This is a genomic window from Mesorhizobium sp. WSM4817, assembly GCF_055811135.1.
In genome coordinates this window covers 44720-68952 of sequence record NZ_JBVVQQ010000029.1, presented here as the reverse complement: position 1 = coordinate 68952, position 24233 = coordinate 44720, and the positions used below count along the sequence as shown (strand labels likewise).

Annotated in this window: 17 protein-coding genes and 6 pseudogenes; 17 read left to right on the top strand and 6 right to left on the bottom strand. The window is 58.7% G+C overall.

The window, feature by feature from the left end:
• Positions 1-85: 85 nt before the first annotated feature.
• From gmd to AC0L2K_RS29455, 4 genes are all read left to right on the top strand, one after another.
• Positions 86-1186 (top strand): GDP-mannose 4,6-dehydratase, encoded by a 1101-nt coding sequence (gene gmd, locus AC0L2K_RS29470; RefSeq protein WP_065010673.1) that lies wholly within the window; start codon positions 86-88, stop codon positions 1184-1186.
• 72 nt (positions 1187-1258) lie between these two features.
• Positions 1259-2227 carry a GDP-L-fucose synthase family protein gene (locus tag AC0L2K_RS29465; protein ID WP_065010672.1) on the top strand — a complete coding sequence of 323 codons (969 nt, stop codon included), beginning with the start codon at positions 1259-1261 and terminating at the stop codon, positions 2225-2227.
• A gap of 539 nt (positions 2228-2766) precedes the next feature.
• Positions 2767-2997: a hypothetical protein gene (locus AC0L2K_RS29460; RefSeq protein ID WP_473533051.1), complete on the top strand. Its 231-nt coding sequence runs from the start codon at positions 2767-2769 to the stop codon at positions 2995-2997.
• 201 nt (positions 2998-3198) lie between these two features.
• Positions 3199-3519, top strand: coding sequence for a GNAT family N-acetyltransferase (locus AC0L2K_RS29455; protein WP_473533050.1), 321 nt, complete (start codon positions 3199-3201; stop codon positions 3517-3519).
• 24 nt (positions 3520-3543) lie between these two features.
• Here the strand turns inward: AC0L2K_RS29455 and AC0L2K_RS29450 are convergent, their stop codons facing one another.
• Positions 3544-4023 carry a hypothetical protein gene (locus AC0L2K_RS29450; RefSeq protein WP_473533049.1) on the bottom strand — a complete coding sequence of 160 codons (480 nt, stop codon included), beginning with the start codon at positions 4021-4023 and terminating at the stop codon, positions 3544-3546.
• Between the two features lie 142 nt (positions 4024-4165).
• Between AC0L2K_RS29450 and AC0L2K_RS29445 the strand changes: the two are divergent.
• The 3 genes and pseudogenes from AC0L2K_RS29445 to AC0L2K_RS29435 form a co-directional block, all read left to right on the top strand.
• Positions 4166-4279, top strand: a pseudogene (locus tag AC0L2K_RS29445) (transposase); the annotation flags it as partial.
• 103 nt (positions 4280-4382) lie between these two features.
• Positions 4383-5693, top strand: coding sequence for an acyltransferase family protein (locus AC0L2K_RS29440; RefSeq protein WP_473533048.1), 1311 nt, complete (start codon positions 4383-4385; stop codon positions 5691-5693).
• Between the two features lie 55 nt (positions 5694-5748).
• On the top strand, positions 5749-6120 hold the full coding sequence (locus AC0L2K_RS29435) for a hypothetical protein (RefSeq protein ID WP_065010667.1): 372 nt from the start codon (positions 5749-5751) through the stop codon (positions 6118-6120).
• Positions 6121-6198: 78 nt separating this feature from the next.
• Here the strand turns inward: AC0L2K_RS29435 and AC0L2K_RS29430 are convergent.
• From AC0L2K_RS29430 to AC0L2K_RS29415, 4 genes and pseudogenes are all read right to left on the bottom strand, one after another.
• Positions 6199-7136: pseudogene (locus tag AC0L2K_RS29430) on the bottom strand (IS630 family transposase); the annotation flags it as partial.
• Positions 7137-7305: 169 nt separating this feature from the next.
• Complete coding sequence (locus AC0L2K_RS29425) at positions 7306-8277, bottom strand: glycosyltransferase family 10 domain-containing protein (RefSeq protein ID WP_082982603.1); 972 nt, start codon at positions 8275-8277, stop codon at positions 7306-7308.
• A gap of 348 nt (positions 8278-8625) precedes the next feature.
• Positions 8626-9032: pseudogene (locus tag AC0L2K_RS29420) on the bottom strand (transposase); the annotation flags it as partial.
• A 148-nt stretch (positions 9033-9180) separates the two neighbouring features.
• Positions 9181-9850: pseudogene (locus tag AC0L2K_RS29415) on the bottom strand (aldehyde dehydrogenase family protein); the annotation flags it as partial.
• Between the two features lie 634 nt (positions 9851-10484).
• Between AC0L2K_RS29415 and AC0L2K_RS29410 the strand changes: the two are divergent.
• The 3 genes and pseudogenes from AC0L2K_RS29410 to nodS all read left to right on the top strand — a co-directional run.
• Positions 10485-10733 (top strand): annotated as a pseudogene (locus AC0L2K_RS29410) (ArdC-like ssDNA-binding domain-containing protein); the annotation flags it as partial.
• Positions 10734-11611: 878 nt separating this feature from the next.
• Entirely contained in the window at positions 11612-12793 is a 1182-nt protein-coding gene (gene ubiM / locus AC0L2K_RS29405) for a 5-demethoxyubiquinol-8 5-hydroxylase UbiM (protein ID WP_473533047.1), read from the top strand.
• A 349-nt stretch (positions 12794-13142) separates the two neighbouring features.
• Positions 13143-13751: a nodulation methyltransferase NodS gene (gene nodS, locus AC0L2K_RS29400; RefSeq protein WP_095780356.1), complete on the top strand. Its 609-nt coding sequence runs from the start codon at positions 13143-13145 to the stop codon at positions 13749-13751.
• A gap of 705 nt (positions 13752-14456) precedes the next feature.
• On the opposite strand, the gene AC0L2K_RS29395 is transcribed toward nodS, so the two are convergent.
• A complete protein-coding gene (locus AC0L2K_RS29395) occupies positions 14457-14750 on the bottom strand; it encodes a hypothetical protein (protein ID WP_163602975.1) in 294 nt (97 codons plus the stop codon).
• Positions 14751-15691: 941 nt separating this feature from the next.
• Between AC0L2K_RS29395 and AC0L2K_RS29390 the strand changes: the two genes are divergently transcribed.
• From AC0L2K_RS29390 to AC0L2K_RS29360, 7 genes and pseudogenes are all read left to right on the top strand, one after another.
• Positions 15692-16288 carry a NodA family N-acyltransferase gene (locus AC0L2K_RS29390; protein WP_065010659.1) on the top strand — a complete coding sequence of 199 codons (597 nt, stop codon included), beginning with the start codon at positions 15692-15694 and terminating at the stop codon, positions 16286-16288.
• A gap of 55 nt (positions 16289-16343) precedes the next feature.
• On the top strand, positions 16344-17618 hold the full coding sequence (gene nodC / locus AC0L2K_RS29385) for a chitooligosaccharide synthase NodC (RefSeq protein WP_473533046.1): 1275 nt from the start codon (positions 16344-16346) through the stop codon (positions 17616-17618).
• Positions 17619-17667: 49 nt separating this feature from the next.
• The gene (nodI, locus tag AC0L2K_RS29380) at positions 17668-18690 is read left to right on the top strand and encodes a nodulation factor ABC transporter ATP-binding protein NodI (protein ID WP_082982602.1); all 1023 of its coding nucleotides are present in this window, start codon (positions 17668-17670) and stop codon (positions 18688-18690) included.
• A 3-nt stretch (positions 18691-18693) separates the two neighbouring features.
• A complete protein-coding gene (locus tag AC0L2K_RS29375; RefSeq protein ID WP_065010657.1) occupies positions 18694-19482 on the top strand; it encodes an ABC transporter permease in 789 nt (262 codons plus the stop codon).
• Positions 19483-19774: 292 nt separating this feature from the next.
• On the top strand, positions 19775-21790 hold the full coding sequence (locus AC0L2K_RS29370) for a carbamoyltransferase family protein (protein WP_473512044.1): 2016 nt from the start codon (positions 19775-19777) through the stop codon (positions 21788-21790).
• A 629-nt stretch (positions 21791-22419) separates the two neighbouring features.
• Positions 22420-23609: pseudogene (gene pdxR / locus AC0L2K_RS29365) on the top strand (MocR-like pyridoxine biosynthesis transcription factor PdxR); the annotation flags it as partial.
• A gap of 494 nt (positions 23610-24103) precedes the next feature.
• Positions 24104-24208 carry a hypothetical protein gene (locus AC0L2K_RS29360; RefSeq protein WP_082982601.1) on the top strand — a complete coding sequence of 35 codons (105 nt, stop codon included), beginning with the start codon at positions 24104-24106 and terminating at the stop codon, positions 24206-24208.
• The last annotated feature ends 25 nt before the right edge of the window (positions 24209-24233 follow it).

Here is a 24233-nt window from a genome sequence, read left to right as displayed (position 1 = left end):
CTGCCAATGCGCCCCATTTTTCGCCACGCAATCCCGCCGCAGGCGAGTATTTTCTTGGGCGCGTCAAAATCAAAAGGATTCAAGCTTGTCAAAGAGAAAAGTCGCTTTAATCACCGGGGTCACGGGCCAAGACGGTTCTTACCTCGCAGAATTGCTTTTAGAAAAGGGCTATTCTGTGCACGGGATAAAGAGACGATCGTCTCTTTTTAATACGGGCCGTATAGACCATCTCTATCATGACCCTCATGAAACTGGCGTTGATCTTACACTTCACCACGGGGACTTGACAGATTCGTCCAGCCTTACGCGCGTCATTCAACTGGTTCAGCCGGACGAAATTTACAATTTGGCAGCTCAGAGCCACGTTGCAGTCTCCTTTGAAGAACCTGAATACACCGCGAACTCCGATGCCTTGGGTGCGCTGCGTATCCTCGAGGCAATTCGGATCCTGGGGCTCGTCGAGCATACGCGCTACTACCAAGCCTCGACGTCTGAGCTCTACGGGCTGGTGCGGGAAACGCCACAGACCGAGACGACACCGTTCTACCCCCGATCACCCTACGCTGTTGCCAAATTGTATGCTCACTGGATCACCGTAAATTATCGAGAAGCTTACAATTTGTATGCATGTAACGGTATTTTATTTAATCATGAGTCACCCGCGCGCGGTGAAACATTTGTAACGCGCAAAATCACGCGTGCCCTGGCTCGGGTTAAGCTTGGAATGCAGCGGACTCTATTCCTGGGCAACCTTAATGCGCGTCGCGATTGGGGGCACGCTCGAGACTACGTCCAGATGCAGTGGTTGATGCTGCAGCAGGAGCAACCTGAAGACTTTGTTATTGCTAGCGGTGAGCAACATTCGGTGCGCGAATTCGTCACCGTCGCGGCCGCTGAACTCGGCATCGATGTTCGTTGGGTTGGGGAAGGGGTCGACGAAGAGGGGTACGATGCAAAGACGGGAGCTCTGATCGTAAAAGTAGATCCCCGTTATTTTCGTCCTGCAGAAGTCGAGACACTTCTCGGCGATGCCCGCAAGGCCAAAGAAAAACTTGGGTGGGCGCCCAAAATCTCCTTCATCGAATTGGTTAGGGAGATGGTTCGGGAAGATTTGCGCATGGCAGAGCGTGACGCAGTGCTGATGAAGCAGGGTTATTATTCACACAGTCCACGAGAGTTATGCTGATAATGGTGGCGCCATGCTGGCTTGTTGTCAGTGATATTGTGGTCTTCTTAAGGAAAGTCCAGAGCCTTATCAATGGAAAACAAAAAGATGAAGAAAGTCTATGTGGCAGGCCATCGCGGCCTTGTTGGATCCGCCACAATGAGAGCCCTCGAGGCTTTAGGTTCCTATGAGATAATAACACGTACTCACGACCAACTGGATCTATTTGACCGGAGCGAGACGCGCAGGTTCTTCATGTCGCGGCGGCCTGATTACGTCGTAATGTGCGCCGCAAAGGTTGGTGGTATACTGGCGAACGCTAGCTCCCCTGTCGATTTCCTTCATAACAACCTCGCGATTCAAGTCAGTGTTTTTGATGCCGCTCACGCTTCCGGCGTCGAACGGATGATTTTTCTTGGCTCCTCGTGTATCTATCCACGCGACTGTCCGCAGCCGATACGGGAGGAATACCTTCTCACCGGTCCGCTTGAAGCGACTAATCGTCCTTACGCTTTGGCAAAAATCGCAGGTGTCGAATCATGCTGGTCTTTCAACCGGCAGTACAAGGCGCGCTATCTCGCGTTGATGCCGACCAGCTTATATGGTCCCGGCGATAATTATCACCCCGAAAATTGCCACGTTCTGCCCGCCCTGATACGCCGGTTTCATCAAGCTAAAATGAACGGCGATTCCTCGGTGGAGGTCTGGGGATCCGGAAACCCTCGGCGAGAGTTTATGTATTCGTCGGATGTAGGCGATGCCATTGCGTTCCTGCTTGGCCTGCCAGATTCAGATTTTGACGCCTTAACTGCCCCCGACACTGCGCCCCTGATTAATGTTGGCGTTGGCGAGGACGTCACAATTCGCGAGGTGGCGGAACTCGTCAAGGCGGCGGTCTGCTGGAAGGGCGATTTGGTATTCGACACGACGAAGCCAGATGGTACTCCGCGCAAGTTACTGGACGTAACGCGCTTGCGTAACCTTGGCTGGAAAGCCAAAACGTCCCTTGGTGCCGGGTTGCAAGCGACATACGAGGATTTTCTCCGCCTTCATGGGGCTTGACGTGGATGCGCGCATCCTGGTTGGACTGCATGTCCGACCGGGTGCAAGCTGGCTCAGTCAGGCCAAACAGGGACGCATACATGCCCAGAGGGGGCCGCAATATTGGCCTGTGCTAACGTTGCAAACCGGACCTCTCTGCCACCGGCGATGCAGAGGATCACCCAGAAGCTTGGCCAAGCCAATGGGAAGGCCGCACAACGGGGCGCACCTGGAACGGCTGTGCGTGAGCGCCGTCAACTCAAGCCACGAGTTAGAACTGCTCAACCTCACGGGAGCCGCTGCCTACGAACCTGGCCTCGACACGGACGCCAACCAGGCCCGCATCATGCCCCGGGGCAGTCCTTGTCCAAGGCGGTGCAAACGGAAATGGCGGACGTCGACGGTCAACTCGCGCTTATCCGCAGGCGATCGCGTCGCCATCCAAGATCGCGCCTTTTCGGCGCGGTCGGGCAACCTTCCGATCGGATTCAGTCGGCGTTGTTAGCGCCGAACTCACTCGCCTCAACGTCATGGCGCCACAAGCGCGGATTTGCGGCGCCATGGTGCGGGCATTTACAACCCTGCTGCAGCGGGTCTCGTTGATGGCGAAGCGGCTTGCCCTGAACCAGTCGCTCGCGTCTGCAGCTCGCCAAGCTGTCGCGCAGCGCGATCATCCTGATGCTCTGGGATGGCAGTGGCAGGTGACCGCCTATGCGGTGAGCTTGGCTTGGCTCGATTGGCATTATCATATCTTTTACGAAAAATGCTGTTCATTAGTCCGAGTTACTTAAAAGAATGAGTCGGACCTGCGCGGATGGCAGCATGAATCGGGATTTTGATCACTACCAGGAGAAAATATTCCTTTCATATCTACTCGCCGCGCCAACGCAACGGACGCAGAGACGGTCGGCCGTTTCAGTCACGCGCTACTCGATGAACTCACGGGCGGGAAAGCGCCCACGCCCGACGTCGTCAGACAAAGCGCGGAGACGGTGCTTGCCGACGCCGGCGGGGTCGCTGTGATCGCAAGTGCAGATGACGAGCCGGTCGGCATCATGGTGCTGAATGAATGCACGGCGATCTATGCAGGAGGCAGGTTCGGCTACATTTCGGAGCTGTATGTTCGACCCGACATGCGCTCCAAAGGGATTGCCCCTCATCTGCTTGAGGTCGCCTCGCAGGAAAGCCGTGCTCGTGGTTGGAAGCGACTTGAGGTTGGAGCGCCCGGGCAACCAAAATGGAAGCGCACGCTCGATTTCTATCTGCGGAACGGGTTCGAGGAAGTCGGCCCTCGGCTCTGTCGGATAAACTAGATTCAGAGTTTGCTATAGGCTGGCTCAAAGCAACCTGCCGCACAATGTGACGGAACGGAAGCGGAACCATATTAATGCTACAGCCGAATGGTCGATAGTTGGCCATTTTCGCAGGTTAGGGCCGTCGGGGCCTTTTGCATCAGCGTTTTGGCTTTGGACTTCCTCGCGTTCTGCGACGAGGCGGGCATTGTGACGCCTCTGGCGATCGACCTCCGTTTCGGCTTCGAGGATACGCTTCAGCAGAGCGGCGTTCTCGGTGCCCAGGCGCCGCACTTCGATCTGCAGAACCTGGAAGCCATCGCTGCTGGGCGAGCTGCCGGGCCCGCTCGGGTGCGGCCTTGTCCAGACGGCGATCCGGGCATTGGAGCGTTTGATGAACGGCTTCAGGGCGTGCGATAAGGTCGCCTCGGCAATAAGCGTCACCGCGTCCTTCTTCTCGCTCTTCACCAGGAACAGACGGTTGCGGTCCTGCTGGGTGGAACGAGAGACCAGCGGAGCCGTCATTGCAGCAACCGGTCGATCAGATTCGGAGCCGCATGTCGCCGTCGGCGATCGAAGGAGCGCCTTTGCGCGCGTTTCACCTTTGCGCCGGCCCGGGGCTTGGCCCACTCGACGAAGATACGATGCTCATCGAGCGGATGGCGCCAAGGGCGGACGGCCGCCCTTTGATACGGTGATGATGTTGAAGATCATGGTGCTGCAGGCGCTCTACTGTCTCTCGGACGATCAGGCCGAGTGTCAGATCCAGGACCGGCTGTCGCCGGTGGGCATGGCCCGCATATCCATCCCATGGATGCATTATATCCAAACAATCAAGTTTACCCATCCGTCATGATGCTGCATAGCGCCGTACAGGAAAGCCAATGTCCCGTGCTTTCCAGCTCACGTTCACGAGCGTGGACTTTGTAGGAAGACCAAGGCGAAACCGGCGCATCATAAGGGGCAGAGTATCCATGAACGGAATGGCGGCGGGGCAGGCCGGATCTGGGCGTTTTATTGCTTTAGAGGGGTTGAGGGGGCTGGCTGCAGTTGGCGTCCTCTTGTCTCACGCCCTCTTCGCTGTCGAGCCAGGGATATTCAAAACCATGTACCCGTTGGCGCAAGCAGCGTGGCCAGAAATCGGATGGCCTGCTCAGCTTCTAACTCTCCCCCCATTCAGCATGCTTATCAACGGAAGCTTTGCGGTTTGTGTATTCTTCGTTCTAAGCGGCTTCGTCCTTACCAAGTCTTTTGCTGACACTGGAAATGCGTCGGTGCTTGTATCCAGAGCAATCCGACGGATACCCCGCCTCGGCATTCCAATCGCAGCTTCAATCGTTTTTGCCGGTACCATTTTTGCCATGGGGCTGATGAGAAATCTTGAAGTTGCCCCACTCACGGGCTCGGTCTGGCTGACCTGGTATTACCCTAGCTCAATTACGGCCGCGACCATCGCCCAGGAGGCCCTATATGAGTCCTTATTTCTCGGTAAGAACAAACTCAATTCACCACTCTGGACGATGTCCATTGAGCTCGTGGGTTCATACTTAGCCTTCATGTTCGCCTTCGCTGCGAGGTGGTTCACCTTCGCCCTCGTCACAGTTTTTGCCGCGGCTCTCTCTTTTGCGGTCCATATAGCTTACCTGCCCTTCGCCTTGTCGTTCGGGGTCGGCGTCCTCCTGACTCGCGTTTCTCCAGCGAAATGGCCTCACGAAGCTAAGATCGTAATCTTTCTTGCTGCCATCTATCTTGGCGGCTTCTCAAACGCCATCTTGTATGAGCCGATCATCAAACTCTCCCCAATCGACTTTAATCCCCTGAAGGACGCAATGCACTGCGTCGGTGCAGCCTTCCTTGTCGCTAGCGTTCTCGCGCTTCCATCGCTTCAGCGAGCCTTCTCGTCATACTTTTTCCCACTCCTAGGTCGATTGTCGTTCTCGGTCTACCTTCTTCATTTCCCTGTCCTTTGTTCCCTCGGGTGCTTTGTCTATCTCTGGACTATCCAATGGGGGCATGCCATTGCGGCTAGTAGCACTGTCGTCATTGTACTTGTAACCACCATCATTGCTGCGGTGCCGTTTCAGCGCCTTGTAGACGTGAAGTCCATGGAAGTAGCCAAGAGGGTGGACCAATACCTGAGAGGTTTTTGCGTAAGACTGCGGAGGCGTAGACTGGCGCTGCGCTCAACCATTTGAGCGGGACAAACATAGCTAATCATTCTGACCTCAATAAAACGAAAGGTGCCCTGCCTTGGAAGAATTCGTATCACGCATCGCCACCAATGTCGGCGTCGACCCGGCTCTCGCAGACAAGGCCGTTGGCATGATGCTGGGTTTCCTGCAACGCGAGGCAGCCGACGGTCCCGCTGCGCGCATGATCGAGGCCATTCCCGGAGCTTCGGAATTAGTGGCGAAGCATGATGGTGAGGACGCAGAGAGCGGCAGCGTCCTCGCCGGAGGCGGCGTGGTGGGTTTCGGCCAGCAATTGATGAACGAGGGTCTCAGCCTGGGAAATATCGCCGGCCTTGCTAACGAGACGATCGCCTTCGCCAAGGAACATGCCGGCGACGAACTCGTGGACGAGGTCCTCAATTCCGTTCCCGGCCTTCCCCAGTTCGCCTGATCAGCAGCAGCCCGGTGGCATACGATTGTCGTGCGCCCGTCTCGGCCCGCTTGCGCAGCTAGAGCAGACTCGACTTATTCCGGGGTCATAGCCGTCTGCCTCGAAATAGTGCCTGCATTCCTCGGCCGTGAAAGCTGCGAGGCAGTTGGCCACGACCGACGTTCGTCGATGGTTCGGGTTGCAGCCTTTCTCAGGAGAGCCTTGAGCTTCGAGAAAGCCATCTCGATCGGGTTGAAGTCGGGCGAGTATGGCGGCAGGAACAGGAGCCGCGCCAACCTTCTCGATCACCTCGCGCGCGCCGCTGATATTGTGGGCGGGCAGGTTGTCCATGACCACGATGTCGCCGGGGCGAAGCTCGGGTGCGCGGACCTGCTGGGCGTAGGCGAGGAAGGCACAACCATTGATAGGGCCATCGAGCAGCATTGGCGCCGCCATGCCGCCCAGCCGCAGGCCGGCCGTGAAGGTGGTAGTCTTCCAATGGCCGTGAGGAACGGCCGCCCGGCATCGTTCGCCGCGCAGGCTGCGGCCACGCAACCGCGCCATCTTTGTGGATGCTGCGGTCTCATGGACGGAAATCAGCCTCTCGGGGTCGAGATCGAGCTGGCCATCGAACCAGGTTCTGCGGCGGCGCAGGACATTGGGGCGCTGCTGTTCGGCGGCGTGCGCCGTCTTGTTTTGAAACGTGATGCCGCGCCGGTCGAGGTACAGCCGGACCGTGGACGACGCTGCCCGCACGCCACGCTCGGCGGCAAGGCGCTCCCCGATCTCAGCAAGCGTGATGTCCGGCGCGTCCTCGATGAGGCCAAGAATAAAGGCCTCATGCGCATCGAGCTTCGAACGCGACGGCTGGCCCTGCTTGCGCGCTTCCATCTGGCCGGTCTCGCGATAGCGGCGATACCAACTCCCGGCCATCGAAATACCGATCCGGATGCGACGCGTCGCCTCCCGCGTCGAATCCCGACTTCAATGGCCGCAATCACGCGCCCACGAAGGTCCGCCGTTGGGCTCCTCATCATCATCACATCCTCGTAAATCACGGGGACAGTGAATCAGACAGGATCTTCGCGTCATTCCCAAACCGACCCTGTGTTAATCGAAGATGCTCGAGGCATTCTCCGCCGAGTGTTCCGTACGGACCCCTGCCAGACCACCAACCGCCGGGCGCGCGAAGCGAAACCTTGCAGTTCATTCGTCGACCCCAAAATCGACCTCGGGCGTACCGATGTGCATAACTTTAGGCGGCAAAGGCTTGTCCTGAACGCTTTCGATGAAGCCCGCGAGATAAGCAAATATATTGTACTTCTCAAGTACCAACCGCTTCGCCTCTCGTATTGCATCGCGACGTTCCTTCCAGAGGTCCGAGTTGATTATTTCTCGGATCTTTTGAATTACGTTCTTGTCCTCTGGATCAATCAGAACCATTGAATCCGGCGGAAAGAACCTCGTGATTGCCGGGCTGCCGTAATAGATCGGCATTGTTTCAGCAACGAAGCAGTCCATAAGCTTCTCTGTAAAATAGTAATCAGCTCTAGTATTCTCGAAAGCTATACTGTAGCGGTAAGGTGCAAGTGCGTCCCATTTATCTCCAATCAGGTGAAAACCTCGGCCGAACAGGTCGAACTCGATCTCCTCTCTCAGCCGCTCCAAAAACGCCAGCCGATATCGATGTCCTTTAAGCAGGGCGATGTTGCTGGTAATCCATGAGAGCCGACGCGGCTTGTCAACGACTTCGCTGACCAGAAGTTGGTCATATGACTTTCTTACAGACCAAGACCGAGTGATAGGTGGAGACAAGACGAACCGACGCCCTGCATTCTGCTGGGCTACCAACTCTGCGTCAGACGTCAAAACGATGGTATTTTCCCCCTGCCCTAGATGGAGGGCGCGATGAGCTTTCGTCGGCGGTTCGCCGATCGCAAAAATTGTCCTGTTCGGGCTCGCCTCGATATCAACAGGAAGTCCAAAAACAGAAGGAGAGTTAAAGATTATATGCCAATCCGGCGTGAAGGATGTCTTGCGGACAAAAGCGACATCGTTCCAGATTCCACTGCCCTTTGGAGTGAGATGGTGGATGGCGTCATCCAGACCGCCCCAAGAATCGAGGCATGCAGCAACAATGGGCGCCGGACGTTCCGTCAGCAATTTGGCGCTAGACAAAGTAGTTCGACCCCTTCACTTCGGTGGTACCGGCAGTAATTTCTGCACCAGGGCCAGACCTCTCTGCGCCTATTCCCGTCGTGAGATGAAGCTAAAACGATCGGAATCGATGGCTAAACGGGACGCAGGTAAGCCCTTCGATTTCGAAAAATTTGGGAGAACTGCACAAAGGCTTGTAACCCCTCTCCTCCATCTCAATCGGCTTCCATAATCTAGCTCTGACTATTTTTGATGCAGTTTGGGAGTTCTGTCCAGAGTCTTCTGCAAATTTGCGATCACGGTCGCCGGTGTTGGCGGGTCAGGCGCGGCGTCTTCAAGTAACGCATGCGCCCAGCCCGCCCGCCGCCGTCAGGCGGCCTTGGGCTGCTCCAGCTTGCGCAGCATCTCCTTCTTGTCCTCGGCCAGGTGCTCCATGTTGAGATTCGCATGGCCTCCAGCCAGTTTTCGTGTGTTTCGACGGCGAGCGCGCGGACGAGCCGCAGACAGCTCTCAGCGCTGGGAAAGATGCGCACCACATGGATGCGCCGCTTGATCTCCTGATTGAGCCGCTCCAGGATCTTGGTGCTCTTCAGGCGCTTGTGATGCTCGCGTGGCAGCCGGTTGAAGGTGAGCGTCTCCTCGATGTTGTCCTCCACCCACTGGCACAGCTTGCAGCAGCGCGTCTCCCACTTGGCCAGCCATTGGGCGAGGTCGGGCCGCACTTCGGAAAGGTCGCGCCGGTCATACATCCAGCGCAGTACCTGCAGGCAGTCATCATCGATCCATTGGGCCGGCAAGATGTCTCGCGAGCAGATCGAAGCCGGCCGTGCCTATGACCGCCTTCTCAAGCGCGGCGCCCAGCCGAAGGGCTCAAGGCCATCGTCGCATGGTTCAAGCGCCTGTGGATCAAGTTCATCGGTTGATCAGTGTGCGGCCGACGGCATCGCCTTTGCAAGCAAAGATCAGGTTGACGACGCCTTCGGGAAAGCCGGCCGCGCACATTGCGCCTGCAACAAGCGGCGTCTGTGCGGCAGGTTTCAATATCACAGTGCAGCCCGCCGCCAGAGCCGGTGAGATCTTGCGCACCACCATTGAAGCCGGGAAATTCCATGGCGTGATCGTGCCAACAACGCCGATTGGCTGCTTGACCACCAGCATGCCCCGGTCAGTCGAGGGCGGGAAGATCGTCTCGCCATAGATGCGGTTGGCCTCTTCGGCATACCATTGCAGATATGCCGCCGCATGCGAGACTTCCGACTTGGCTTCGGCAAGCGGCTTGCCCATCTCAGCTGTGAGGATGGCAGCGAGGTCGTCGGCGTGGTCGATGATCAATTGATGCCAGCGCCAGAGCGAGTCCCGGCGATCCCGGGCGGTCAACGCCGCCCATCCAGCCTGCGCCGTATAAGCCTTGTCGATCGCCGTGCGCGTCTCAGCGGCCATGTCGGGTAGCTCTGCCAACACTTCGCCGGTGGATGGATTAAAGACCCTCGAACTTTCGCTTACCCAACAACGTGCCAAGCGTCGGCATGCGGTCGACAGCGCCGAACAGGTCGGGGAGTTTCAGATGGCGCATCAGCGGCTGGCACGCAGGCATCCCGGCTTTCTCTTCAAAACGGCGGTTGGCTGCGTCAGGATGTGTAACCGCACTTCGCATAGGACCTCGAGCGACGGGCCCCTGTCGACCTGCCGACCGCGTTATGGAACAGGAACGACCGTTCCTGGAACGAGAATTCCTGTTCAGCGCCTTTCTCGCCCGCACGCCTGGCGGGGGCACCGAGCGTTGAGCCCTGCGATCTAATAACCGCAGCGCAAGGCATGGCATCCACGCATCCGCGGGAAGCGGCAATTTGGCCTAAGCTTTGACGGCGCCCGCGCGCCTGACGACGCGTGCCGGGTGCTCGTGAACCGAGCCCGCTTCTTCTTCGGCAGGCTCAGGCGGTCTCGGCCATCCGGATTCGCCCCCTGGCGCGGGCAGCCTGTCGGCTGCTGACGGTCGCCGGCCAGCCGGCCGGCGTCGATTTTGTGGTGGCCTTCCCCGGAAGCGGGGTGGGCGGCACTCCCTTCTAGGCCAGCCGCGGCATCCCGCAACCCTTCGCTTCGCTTCGGGTCCTCCTCTTCGTTCCGGTCCTTCGGATGCGGTCCGCCTCCGACGGCGGGCCTTTCCGGTCGTTTTCGCCGCCCACCCCGCTTCCGGGGGAGGGCGCAATTGGCGAACGGAGGACCAGACAATGCGTGCAAACAACAAGCGTTCCGGCAGCCGAGAGGCTGGCGCGGGCAAGGGCGGGCGCTCAGGCGCCAGCCTCTATCAGGAGATCACAGACCGTATCGTTGCCGAACTGGAGCGCGGCACCGTGCCATGGGTCAAGCCCTGGGGCAGGGCAAAGGCAGCCCTTGGCCTGCCCAGGAATGCAGCCACCCAGCGGCGCTATTCCGGCATCAATATCCTGATCCTGTGGGGCGCCGTCATCGAGCGCTCACAGCGATAGCCGGCGGCAATGGCGACGCCTTTGCCCTCGCCACCGTCTTCGCCCGTTTGCTCGCACTTTGCGACGACGACGTCTTGTCATGGCCGAGACGCTCGAGGCTGGCAGCGCCGTGGTCGAAGCGGTCGGCAACCAATCTGAGCATCGACTGGGCGCACGGTCGATCAATGGGCCGGGGTCCAGCCGCTGTTCGTCCGCGAATAGGTGCCAAGCCGGGCGGCGGCTCTTTCGAGTGCCGCCGCCCCGCTTGCCTGCCGCTGGAATACTGGCTGATGCGAAAACGAGGCGATGACAGCCCGATCACGCTGACCGGCGAAGCCGGCTTGGCTTCGTCGAAGATCCGTTTGGCTCCATATACACCGTGCCTTCGCGCACGCCACGGCTGATGATGGAAGTCGGCTTCGGCGTGTCGCTGCCCTCGCGCCGGCGCTTCCATGGCGAGCCGGTCATTCGCTGATATCGCAAAAGTCCTGAAACACCCTTCCCGGACCAGACGCGCCTGGTTCCCCTTAGCTGGTGCCATTGCGTCGTCATGGGGTCAGCTGGCACACGACTGGATTGGATCGAGGTCATCTGACGCCGGTCCCGCCTCGACTGACCCAGATCAAGGCCATGTCCTCGTCGGCGTGGTTTGATCGACAGTCCTTCAAGGGAAAACGCATGTGCTGACCGACAGCCTGATCGTCGCTCCCAACGTCTTGACAATCCAGACCATACGGCGGGCAAATGACGATTCACCGGCCAGGAACCGACGTGAGAAACCCGCTTGAGGCGATGCGGCGGGCACTGGATCGCAGCGCAATCGATGCGCGACATGCGGCTCGACTCCAGCAACGTCTCACGAAGATAGCCAACGCGCTGGCGGCACGCTGATGGCCGGCTTTGACGACAGCTTCGACATCATTGTCGTTGGCGCCGGGCCGGTCGGACTTTCCTTCGCCGCATCGCTTGCCCACAGCGAGCTCAAACTGGCGGTTGTCGAAGGGCAGTCCCTGCAAACACTGGCAAGTGCGGCTTTCGACGGTCGCGAGATCGCGCTCACCCACGCCTCGACTGGAATCCTTCGCGAGCTCGGCGCCTGGGATGTTATCCCCGCTTCGGACAAGTCACCGCTTCAAGGCGCACGCGTCCTCAACGGATCGAGTCCTTTTGCGCTGTGTTTCGATTCCCCCGACGGATCCACGGAACCACTGGGCGTTCTGGTTCCGAATTGCCGGATCCGCGATGCCCTTTTCAAGATCATCCGCTTGCAGGGCCATGCCCGGCTGCTGTGCGGCCACTCGGTCGCGCGTGCAACAAACAGCCATCAGGGAGCAGTCGTAACGCTCTCCAATGGCAGGCAGCTGACCGCTCGGCTTCTCGTTGCCGCCGATTCGCGTTTGTCCGCCACCCGCGATCTGCTCGGCATCGGCGCCGATATCAATCGGCTTGGCAGCTCAATGCTGATTTGCCGGGTGTGGCACGAGCGCCCCCACCACCAGATCGCGATCGAATGGTTGGACCACCATCAGACGATAGCGATGTTGCCCCTCGCGCGAGGCATGTCGTCGCTGCTTTTGACTTTGCCCTCAAACGAGGCCGACGGACTGCTTGCCCTCGACGACGAGTTGTTCCTGATGGAGTTGACGAAGCGCTGTCGAGGGCGCCTCGGCAACATGAGCTTGGCAAGCAGCCGCCATATCTATCCGTTGGTCACCACCTGGGCCCACATGTTCCGGGCGCCGAGCGCCGCATTGATAGGCGACGCTGCCATTGGCATGCACCCGGTGACCGCGCATGGCTTCAACATCGGCCTCGGCGGCCAGAGGCAACTCGCCCGTGGTATCCTGGCAGCATGGCGCGACCGTCGCGACATTGCCGATCCCGACATGCTCCACAGATATGAAAGCCGACTGCGCCTGTCGGCGGCGCCGCTCTACCATGCTACGAATATTCTCGTCGGACTCTACTCAAGCGAGCACCCGGCGGCACGGCTTGCAAGACATGTGGGGCTGCGCTTCGGCCAGCATCTTCCCTTTGTCCGTCATGGCATTGCGGCCATGCTGAGGCGGTGAACCGCAGTCATCATAGCATCATCGTCAGCGTGCTGGCGTCGTAACAGGCTGGCGAGTTTGGTTCGATGTGAGAAATTTGTCGGCCGGCGCCACCCAGACGTGGTCCCAGCCACGCCCAATTCCGCCTTCGATGTGTTTACGGCGTGGATGGTTATCATCCAAACAATCAATTTTGCCAATCCTGCGGACCCTATTAGGAGCGTGACCGAAATCAAGTGCCTCGGCCCGCAGGTCTGCCCGGTGCAGGAAGCGGCCCCGCTTCTCAGATTGGTGTGCCCGGGTCCCCGACGCTAGCGACATCTGACGGCATTTGCAGCGCCGGTGATTGCTGCCTTAGCGAGGTGGGAATTTGACCCATAAAATCGATCATGAACTGCTGAATCGAGAAATGGCCGCAGACGATCCATGGCGGCTCGATGGCAACCCGTTCGAGCGGGAGCGCCACACGCAAATTCTCCGGTTGTCACTTGCGCAAGGTCCTGTCGCAAATGGGCTCGAAGTCGGGTGCGCTGCTGGCGCTTTTACGGAACGGCTAGCCCCCATTTGCCAGCGGCTCACTGTGATCGATGTCGTGGAGCCAGCGATTACGCGAGCACGTTTACGCATGAAGGAGCCGCCGCACATCAGGTGGATAATCTCCGATGTTCAACAATTTTCGAGTGATGAGCTGTTCGACCTGATCGTCGTGGCGGAAGTTCTTTACTACGTAGGAGACCTCGTTCAGATCCGCGCAGCAGTCCGCAACCTGGTAGGCCTGCTTGCGCCAGGCGGGCACCTGGTTTTCGGGTCGGCACGTGACGCCAATTGCCAACGCTGGGGGCACGCTGCTGGTGCAGAGACCACTATCGCCATGCTGAACGAATCGTTGACCGAGATCGAGTGCATCGAGTGCCGGGGCGCGTCGATCAATGAAGACTGCCTGCTGGCCCGCTTCCGAAAGCCGATTTCCGCTTTCTGATGAAAATTGTCGAAGTTGATTTGGAGACACTGTGCGCTTCTGTGGTGTCAAGCTGATCCTATATGTGGACGTATAAGAGCGCCCGATTGCGACAAGTTAGCCGGGTCCGGGCGATGGTCACTTCTGCTTAGGTATATCCGGCGTCTTCATGGGGCTCGATGTTCAGGGCCGCGAGCCTCGAGGGGGTTTCGCGGACTTCCACCTCAACGGCCCCCAGACGTCGGCCGAAGCCTTTCCGCTCCACATATCAGGGTCGGAAGCGACGGGGTGACCGTTCCCCCACCTCTGCCATTTTGCGTAAGGCGCATTGCAAGGATGTGCGGTGTAGTATCGCAACCTTGGCAGGGAAATCCGCTGTCGCGTTTCCCGTGCACCCTTCCGGCCTTGCGGTTCTGTCGGCATCGAGCCTCATCACACCATCGAAACGTCCGCCGTTTCATCGCGCTTGGAGGCGGGGCATTCCTGCCCCTCCCAAGACCCCGCCCAGACCAACGTGATTGCCGTTGGATCGCAGCCAAGGCGTATGCCGCCTTGGCCCCGCATCATGATTTCGCACATGAAGACGAACCAAAGGGCCTTCGAGCCCCTTGGAGCCCTGACCAAGCCTGCGCGGATTAGATGCCGCCGGCGTCTTGCCACCGGTACACGCATAAGCGGATCTCTCCCTCCCTCTCATCGAGGTCTGCGCACACCACAAGGCTTTGGCTACTTTTCAAAGATGGGATTCCCGGGGCCTGGCGAACCTGGAAATTGCCAGCCCATATGCGTGACTGTGTTCATGACGGCGCATGTCAGTTCGGTGACATGTTGCTGAACCTGTTTCAGTAGAAGAGCCAATGCTCTCGATGATCGCAACACGGCGCAAAGCCGATAGGCGCTCTGGCGCGAGCGTGCCAAGGCCCGCCAAGCCCCTTTGAAAATACCCAAAAAATCAAGAAACGGCTTTACCCAATAAATGACCGATAAATACCCAGATGGAGCGAAGTCCTTATTTTGCATGGCCCCCTATGCGGGACGGGCTCTATGACTGCCGCCACCGAACCTCAAAGGTGTTTCGGCCCAGGTGGGTGACGATCCCTAGCCGGGAAAGCGGCACTCCTCGTCGGGGGCCGTCGGTCCCGTGTCCCGCCTTCGGCGGCGCTATGCTGACAATCCTACCGGCTGCCCTTTTAACCGATCTCGTCGTTGCAGCCAGTCCCGCGTCCCGGCCCTTCGGCCGGCGCAAGTGCTGACGCTCCTTAGGCTGCCTCTTCTGTGTGCGGCGATCTTTGATCCCTCGCACGGAATGAAAACTTAGGGGCCAGCTCCTTCGCGCATTTCAGGCCTCAGGTGCTCAAGCTGGGTGTTCCAGTCGGCCAAAACCTCAAACAATTCGTTCGAAGTAGCGCCATCCGGGTGCGCCCTCCTTCCCGCTCTCCAGGTGCTTTCACCGACAGTCCGGTTGACAGGCAACACTCGAGAGCGTTGACCAGACGATTCCTGTTGGCGAGTGCGACCATCGCACCATTGGCATGCCGTCTTGCCGCAACTTGTCGAGCCAGAGCTTCGCGGAACCTGTTTGCCGCCGGCGATCCAGAGCTGCGCGATCGTACGTCAACGCTCGCCGCGTTTGCTGACGCCTATCGGGCCCATCCTCCACTTGATCGCTGCTTCGGCACGAGGCGCAGCCACGCCGCTGGCGGCCGCTCTTGAGGCAGGTTGTGTCACCAACAGCTGCCATCGGTGCGTCGCCGCTATCGGGGCCAATCGAGCACGACCAGAAGGTTCAGATCAAGGCCTTTGAAACGCATGGTTTTAGCATCCATAGCGTGGATGCTCTCGATCTAAACAATCAATTTTACCAATCTGGGCGGGTCGTTCATAGACCCCCACATGACATGCACCGCCGCTGCTCTACCGCGTGAGGTGCACAAAAGAACCCAAAAAGAGGAAGTCTTCGCATGCGCAATGACGTGCAGTGGAGGTTGTGCTGGGAAAATGAGTTGCAGCTTTCCGATCACCTCGAACTCTCTGAGTTCTTCCGGAAGACCTATGAGCCGACCGGAGCCTTCAATGGAATGCAATTCGAAGGCGGTCGAAGTTGGGCCGGTGCAAGGCCAGAGGTCCGCGCAATCGGCTATGATGTGCACGGGGTAGCCGCTCACTTGGGCCTGCTGCGCCGATACATCAAAGTTGGCGACGTTGATCTGCTGGTCGCTGAACTCGGTCTATACGGGGTGCGTCCGGATCTTGAGGGGCTGGGAATCGCCCATTCGATTAGCGTCATGTACCCAGTGCTGCAGCAGCTTAGCGTTCCATTCGCTTTCGGCACGGTTCGGCAAGCGCTCCGGAACCATGTTGGGAGGTTCTGCCGCAAAGGCTTGGCGAACATTCTGACGGGCGTTCGCGTGCGTTCAACCCTCCCGGACGTGTACCCCGATCTGCCTTCCACGACGCGAGTCGACGACGACGTACTCCTCATGGTGCTCCCAATTGGACGCTCGATGAGCGAGTGGCCGGCCGGCACTTTGATCGATCGGAACGGTCCAGAGCTATGACCTCGGATTTGTTATCCGCTCGCTTCCTCAAATTCACAGAAAAATCTGAGATCTCATGAACCTCTTTGCCCCAGCCAGTATTGTTGCAGTCTGCTCTTATGCGCTGCTGTCGACCGTCTATAAGACCGCGCAGGTGTTTTATACCCTGCCTACAAGCGTACCGCCGACCTCGGGCGAACCCGCCGGCTGTGAGCCTTGGCCGAGCGTCGATGTCATTATCCCGTGCTACAACGAGGCTCCTCGCACCCTCTCGGACTGCCTGGCTTCCATTGCAAGTCAGGACTACGCCGGAAAACTGCAGGTCTATGTTGTTGATGACGGTTCTGGAAACCACGATGCCCTCGTAGGTATACACGAGGAATACGCGCGCGACCCGAGGTTCAACTTCATTGCGCTCCCAAAGAATGTCGGAAAGCGCAAGGCACAGATTGCGGCGGTTCGCCGCTCGTGCGGAGATTTGGTGCTCAATGTAGATTCGGACACGATACTCGCGCCGGACGTCGTCACGAGGCTTGCGCTAAAGATGCAAGATCAAGCGATTGGCGCCGCCATGGGCCAGTTGGCGGCTAGCAATCGCAGTGAAACTTGGCTGACGCGGTTGATTGACATGGAATACTGGCTCGCCTGCAACGAAGAGCGGGCAGCGCAGGCTCGGTTCGGTGCCGTCATGTGTTGCTGCGGTCCGTGTGCCATGTACCGGCGATCCGCGCTTGTTTCGCTCCTGGATCAATACGAGACGCAGCGCTTTCGAGGGAAGCCGAGCGACTTCGGTGAGGACCGCCACCTTACGATCCTGATGCTGAAAGCAGGCTTTCGAACAGAGTATGTCCCGGAGGCCGTCGCGGCAACAGTCGTTCCCAGCAGCATGGGTCCCTATCTGCGCCAACAGCTTCGCTGGGCCCGGAGCACGTTCCGGGACACGTTGCTGGCGCTCCAACTGCTGCGCGGCCTTAATATTTATCTCACATTGGACGTGATTGGGCAGAATCTTGGCCCATTATTGCTCTCTTTGTCGCTCCTGGCTGGGCTCGCGCAATTCATAACGACAGGTACTGTGCCCTGGACGGCATGCCTGACGATCGCGGTCATGACTATAGTTCGCTGCAGCGTGGCAGCGTTTCGTGCGCGCCAACTTCGATTTCTCGGATTCTCGCTCCACACACTCATCAACATCTTTCTCTTGCTCCCATTGAAAGCATACGCGCTGTGTACATTGAGCAATAGCGATTGGTTGTCGCGAAGCTCGGCCGCCACTGTGACAGACATCGGCGGCGCCCTTCCAAAGCCCGCCTTGGTGGCATCTGACGCAGCTTACAGCGAACAGCAATAGTCACGTGATCGCAGGTGGAAGAGTTTTGAGCCAGGACCAGGAAGATCAAATGTTGAGTCGGAAGTTGGACCCAGAGGATTTGCGGCGGATCGAGACTGGTCCGATCGAACGGGAGTTTCACGGGCAGACAAGCGCGAAAAGCTCCGTGCCTGACTCTCTGTCGACCGTGGCAGTCGATTTTGCCGGCGTAACCAAGTCGTATGGGAACAAGGTCGTTGTCGACGAACTGTCGTTCTCCGTTGCGTCGGGAGAGTGTTTCGGCCTCCTCGGACCAAACGGGGCGGGCAAAAGCACGATTGCGCGTATGCTCCTCGGCATGACATGCCCTGACGCGGGCGCGATCACGGTGCTCGGCGTGCCAGTGCCGGCGCGCGCTCGGCTGGCACGCAGGGGCATTGGCGTGGTCCCGCAATTCGACAATCTTGACCAGGAATTCACCGTACGCGAGAACTTGCTGGTGTTCGGACGCTACTTCGGCATGAGCACACGCGAGAGCGAAGCGGTCATCCCGTCGCTTCTCGAGTTCGCTCGCCTCGAGCGCAAGGCGGATGCGCGCGTCTCGGAACTGTCCGGCGGCATGAAGCGATGCCTGACGATGGCGCGGGCGTTGATCAACGACCCCCAGCTCATTGTGATGGACGAGCCGACCACCGGCCTCGATCCGCACGCGCGCCACCTGATCTGGGAGCGGCTGCGCGCCCTGTTGGCACGCGGCAAGACGATTATCCTGACGACGCATTTCATGGAAGAGGCTGAGCGATTATGCGATCGGCTGTGCGTGCTCGAAAGGGGTCGCAATATCGCCGAAGGCCGCCCGCAGGCGCTGATCGACGAGCATATCGGATGCCAGGTCATGGAGATTTACGGCGGCGATCCGCACGAGTTGCTTTCGCTGGTCAAGCCACATTCCCAGCGCATCGAGGTGAGCGGCGAAACCCTTTATTGCTACGCGCCCGACCCTGAGCAGGTGCGCACGCAACTGCAGGGGCGAGCAGGTCTGCGCCTTCTTTTGCGTCCAGCCAATCTCGAGGATGTTTTCTTGCGGCTGACCGGGCGCGAGATAGAGGAGTGAACGATGATTGAAGATTTTGCGGCGGCGCTGCCGTCCAATGCGTGGAACTGGGTTGCGGTGTGGCGCCGGAACTATCTGGCATGGAAGAAAGTCTCACTCGTGACGATTCTCGGTAACCTTGCCGATCCTATAATCTACCTTTTCGGACTCGGCACCGGCCTAGGCATAATGGTCGGCCGCGTCGACGGTGCGTCATATATCGCCTTTTTGGCGGCCGGCATGGTCGCGGTAAGTGCGATGACCGCCTCTACCCTCGAAACATTGTACGCGGCTTTCGCTCGCATGCACTCTCAGCGCACTTGGGAAGCAATGCTGTACACGCACGTTACCCTCGGCGACATCGTTCTGGGTGAACTGGCGTGGGCAGCCACCAAGGCCTTCTTGGCCGGTACGGCAATCACCATTGTCACCGCAACGTTGGGTTATGCAGCCTGGCCGTCCGTCCTCTATGCGCTGCCAATCATTGCTCTCACTGGGTGCGTGTTTGCGAGCCTTGCGATGGTCGTCACCGCGCTTTCGCCCAGCTACGATTACTTCGTGTTTTACCAGACGCTTGTCCTCACACCTATGCTGTTCCTGTCCGGTGCCGTTTTCCCATTGAATCAGCTGCCTGACGCCTTTCAGAAGATAGCGCGATGCATGCCGCTGTCGCATTCAATCGACCTCATTCGTCCGGTTATGCTTGATCGCCCGATCGTCGGCATCGCCCTGCACATCGGGGTGCTCGGCCTGTACGCGCTGTTGCCATTCTTCCTCTCGATGGCGCTGTTGCGCCGCCGACTGATGCGCTGACGCGAAGAGAAGGAGATAAACGATGCGCTATGGACTTCGTGCTGCCAATAAATACGACATCGCCAACAGAAATCGGCATGCCACGGAGGGTCTTCGGTGGCATCCACTCAATCTATCAACGTTATGGGCCGCCCGGCACCTCGATCACAGGATGTCATGTTGATCCCGGCCGAAGAGAATTTCTTTGAGCCCGATCATGTTTGACTGGCGTTCGTGGCGCGAACGACAACGCGGCCTGTGTTTCTGATCAGACGGCCAATTTAATATTCCTGTACGACAAATGGAGAGCGAGATGCTGTGTCTAGGATTGAACGGCGGATTGGACAAAGTCTATGAAAACAGATTTCAGATTTCAAACACATTCATGCACGATGGCGCTGCGGTGCTCGTCCGGGACGGACAGGTCATTGCGGCGGTAGAAGAGGAGCGCCTCAATCGGATCAAACATTCCAACAAGCTCCCAATTAGTGCGGCTCAATACTGTCTTTCAGCCGCTGGGGTTCAGCTCAGCGAAATCGATCGTGTGGCGTTCTACGCTACCGAAGCCTATAGCAACGCCATGCTCGAAAACATGCTAGCTTCCCAGCCGGACGCCTCCATTCCTTTGGACGCTAAACTGTTGATGCAGAGGCTGTTGGCGCAGGAGTTCGGTACCGAGCTCGACGCTTCGCGTATCTCATTTGTAAGTCATCATCAGGCGCACGCCGTGAGTGCTTTTGCAATGTCGGGCTTCGAGCAAAGTCTGATTTTCGCGATTGATGGCTCTGGTGATTTCCTGTCGGGCCTTGTGGCGGTAGGATCTGGTACTGAAATTACGCAACTTGCGACTTTCCCGGAGAACAATTCTCTCGGGCAATTTTATCTCGAGACGATCCGGTATCTCGGCTACGGCTTGTTCGATGAATACAAGGTAATGGGGCTTGCCCCCTACGGCGATCCCGTTCCCTATCGCGAGCTTTTCGAGAAATTCTATGAACTCTCTGCAAACGGCGAGTATCGCGTCCACCTGGACCGCATCGGTCCGACTTTGCTCCGCAGCATTCAGGTTCGGCAAAAGGGAATGCCATTCACTCAGCAGCATATGGATGTGAGTGCGTCGTTACAGGAAGCGCTCGAACGCATCGTGTTTCACATTCTTCGCCATTATCGTGAGGCCACCGGGATGACGCGGTTGTGCCTGGCCGGCGGAGTTGCGCACAATTGCTCCATGAACGGCAAGCTGCTCTATTCAGGACTTTTCGAAGACATCTTCGTGCAGCCCGCATCGCATGACGCTGGATGCGCATTAGGCGCCGCGCTAATCGTGTCTAATGAGTTGGGCCGCCCAGCGCCGCGTAGGCGATTGCAGGAGGTCTATTGGGGGCCGGAACTCGCGAGCGATCACGCTGTCGAAGAGGAACTAAAGGCATGGGCGGGGCACCTGGAGTTTGAACGCACTGAGGAGGTGGCGGATAGGGCAGCCGAGTGGATGGTCGGTGGCGCCGTGATCGGCTGGGTGCAAGGTCGTTCGGAGTTCGGGCCGCGAGCGCTCGGAAATCGCAGCATTCTTGCCGACCCCAGGCCCGCTTCAAACAAGGACCGGATCAACGCTATGGTCAAGAAGCGGGAAGGATATCGCCCGTTCGCCCCATCAGTTTTGGAGGAGGATGCGCGCGAATTTTTCGACCTCCCGGGCAGTGCGTGCGAATTTCCCTTCATGAATTTCGTAGTTCGTGTGCGCGATTCCAAGCGTGATTTGCTCGGCGCCATCACGCATGTCGACGGTACGGCTCGGCTGCAAACAGTATCGCGCAAGGCCAGTCCGGCCTACTGGGACGTCATCAATGCCTTCAAGCAGCGGACAGGCATCCCAATTCTGCTCAATACGTCCTTTAACAACAATGCCGAGCCGATCGTGGATTCAGTTGCAGACTCGATTGCCACGTTCCTGACGACAGAGCTGGATGGACTTGTGGTCGGGCCGTACCTCGTCAAAAAACGGGCCGCAACGCTGCAGGATTGGACTGCGCTCGCTGTTTCATTGCCGCCCTATGTATCCCTGCATAAAGTCCGCGCATACACGGCGCAGGATCGCCACGAGACCGTCTGCGAAATCCGAACGGATCACCGTGACTGTGCGCGTATTTCACATGACTTGTTCGATCTGCTGACGCGGATCGAAGGCGAAGCCGTGCTCGCGGATCTCCTCGACACAATTACGCTGGATCAGGGCCAGCGCGAGGCTCTCACAGGAGAACTGCGAGGATTATGGGAGCAGCGCCACGTTCGGATGCATCCCTCGCAAGCTGCTCGCGTCCACCAAAACTGATGCCAAAGTCTGGACGACCGATAACAGCTGCCCAAACACCGGTCTGCACCTTCATATGATGGTCTCCAATCCAATTGACCGAGGCAAGGGTCCTGATGATTGCGTCTGCCGCGAGCATGCATGTTCGCTCCAGCTAACGCTTATTGCAGACGCGGATCAGCAATGGATTTGCTTACCGGTGGCTCAAGACAGCACGAGTTCGTCGTTTCTCGACGGCGTACCGGGTCGGTGACCGCCCCTGCGACATCAGCTTGGTGTTGCGCATAGCGGATGGGACGAGCGTTGGTGGATAGGTTGGCGTGGGTTGACCCCGGTGGCGAGCGGGCTGGGCCGCTTGCGGGAAAGGCGGCGGCCCTTCGGCGCGCCAAGCCGGCATGTTCGTCGTTGAGCTGCTTTTGGCAAAATGCGTCGGTGGGGCGACGATCTTGTCTTTATGCGGCTTGATGCTTCGGCCTCCAATCATCCGGCCCTGTTGTTGGCATCCTTGATTTACGGCAATACGACGCCGGTGCAGATTTCGACGACGCCATCTTCAGGAAACCGAGGGTCTGTTGGTCAAGGTCACGCAGGGGTTAGCGTTGGCGATGCCCGACATCTGCTCTCGGGCAATCGCCTGATCGGAATGGGCCGCTAATCCCCCAAAACGGGGCGGCCCGGGTCACTTGTCTGACTATGGCGAACGGCTGCGTGGGAATCCGCGGTGGCGGGATCACCTGCCGAACACGCTGAAGGTAGATTTCCGGTATGGCGTCCTGGCGGCCTCAGATTCCCCAGCCTCGGTTTGGAAGCGCACGATGAACGCGGCGATGGCGCAGCGGCCGGCACGGCTCGCCTATGACGATCCGTGCGGTTCGCGCCCGGCTGCGCCAGGCACTTCAGGGCTATCACTGGCGCGCCCGTACGGTTCGCTTCGAACCCGAGCAGATCGTCATCGTCAATGGTTCGCAGCAGGGGCTCGATCTCTGCGCGCGCCTGCTGCTCGACCCAGGGGACAGCTTCGTCATCGAGGACCCCTGCTACAGGATGGCGCGCCAGGTCTTTGCCGGCACAGGTGCTACGCCCGTTCCCGTCGAGGTTGACGAGGACGGCATGCAGACGGAGCAACTGGCGGGGGTCGCGGCCCGGCTGGCCTATGCGACGCCCTCGCATCAGTTTCCGCTCGGCGGCGTCATGCCGATGGCGCGGCATCAGCTTCTGGAATGGGCGCGGGAGCAGGGCGCCTATGTCATCGAGGACGACTACGACAGCGAATATCGCTACGATATCAGCCCCGTTCCCCCGCTGCACAGCCTCGAGGATCATGGGGCGTCATCTACCTCGGCACCATCTCCAAGACGCTTTCGCCGATGCTGCGCATCGGCTATCTCGTCGTCCCGGCGGAATTGCAGCAGGTTTTCGAAACCGCCAAGCAGTTTGCCGACCAGCATTCTCCGGTGGCGGAGCAGGCGTCATTGGCCTCTCTGTTCGAGAGCGGCGGCTATGAAAGGCATGTGCGCCGCGTGCGCCGCCTTAACGGCGAGCGCCGGGAGGTATTTCCAACCTGAAGCGGATTTTCCGAGATCGGATCGCCGTCCAAGGGGCCGACGCTGGACTGCACGTCGTCATATGGTTCAACGACCTGCCGCGATCGCGTGAAACAGCGTTGGTCGAAGCCGCCCGACATGCCGGTCTGGGGCTGCACCCGATTTCGCCGCTTTATCATCGGCAGCCGGGAGCAGGCGAAGCCGACCGCGCCGGGCTTGTCATGGGCTATTCCGCCTTGAGCATCCGGCAGATCGAAAAAGGCGTCGAGATGCTGCGCGACGTCGTCCTCAACTCTGAGACGTCGACGGTTCCGCACGCGGGGTTAGAACATTCGCGACCGCTCATCGTAAACAGGTCATGGTTGAAAGCAGTTGGGCGACGGCCGCGCTCATGGCCGGCTGAATTAGCTGATCCGGCTTGCCGCCACCGTGCCGTTGCGCTCGGTCAGCAGTGCGTGGAGCCACGAGGAGCTTCACATCAAGGGCCATTGTCTCATCTATCCGCAACATGGATGCTTGTCATCGAAACATTCGATTTTGACTATCGGACAGGACATTGCATAGGAAGAATTCAAGGATGCAGGCTAGGGAGATTGTCGATGTATGCGGTTGGCTCCGAGGAGCATTTTTTGGTGTGTGCATTCTGGTCTGCGCCGAACATTGAGCGAGCCGATCCCCTTTTCGACCAGGTACGTCGGTGATCGCGCAAGCTGCATCGCGTCGGCTCTTTCGCCACAAGCCCCAACTAGCGTAGGTGTCTACCCCAAGGATCAACAAGTCGAGGTTTCCCATGCGCTCCCAAGGACGGTGGAGGTTGTGCCGGGAGAACCAGTTGCAAGTAGCCGATCACATCGGACTCTCCGAGTTCTTCCGAAAACCCTATCGGGGGGACTGACCCTGCAATGAAAAGCTATGCGCTG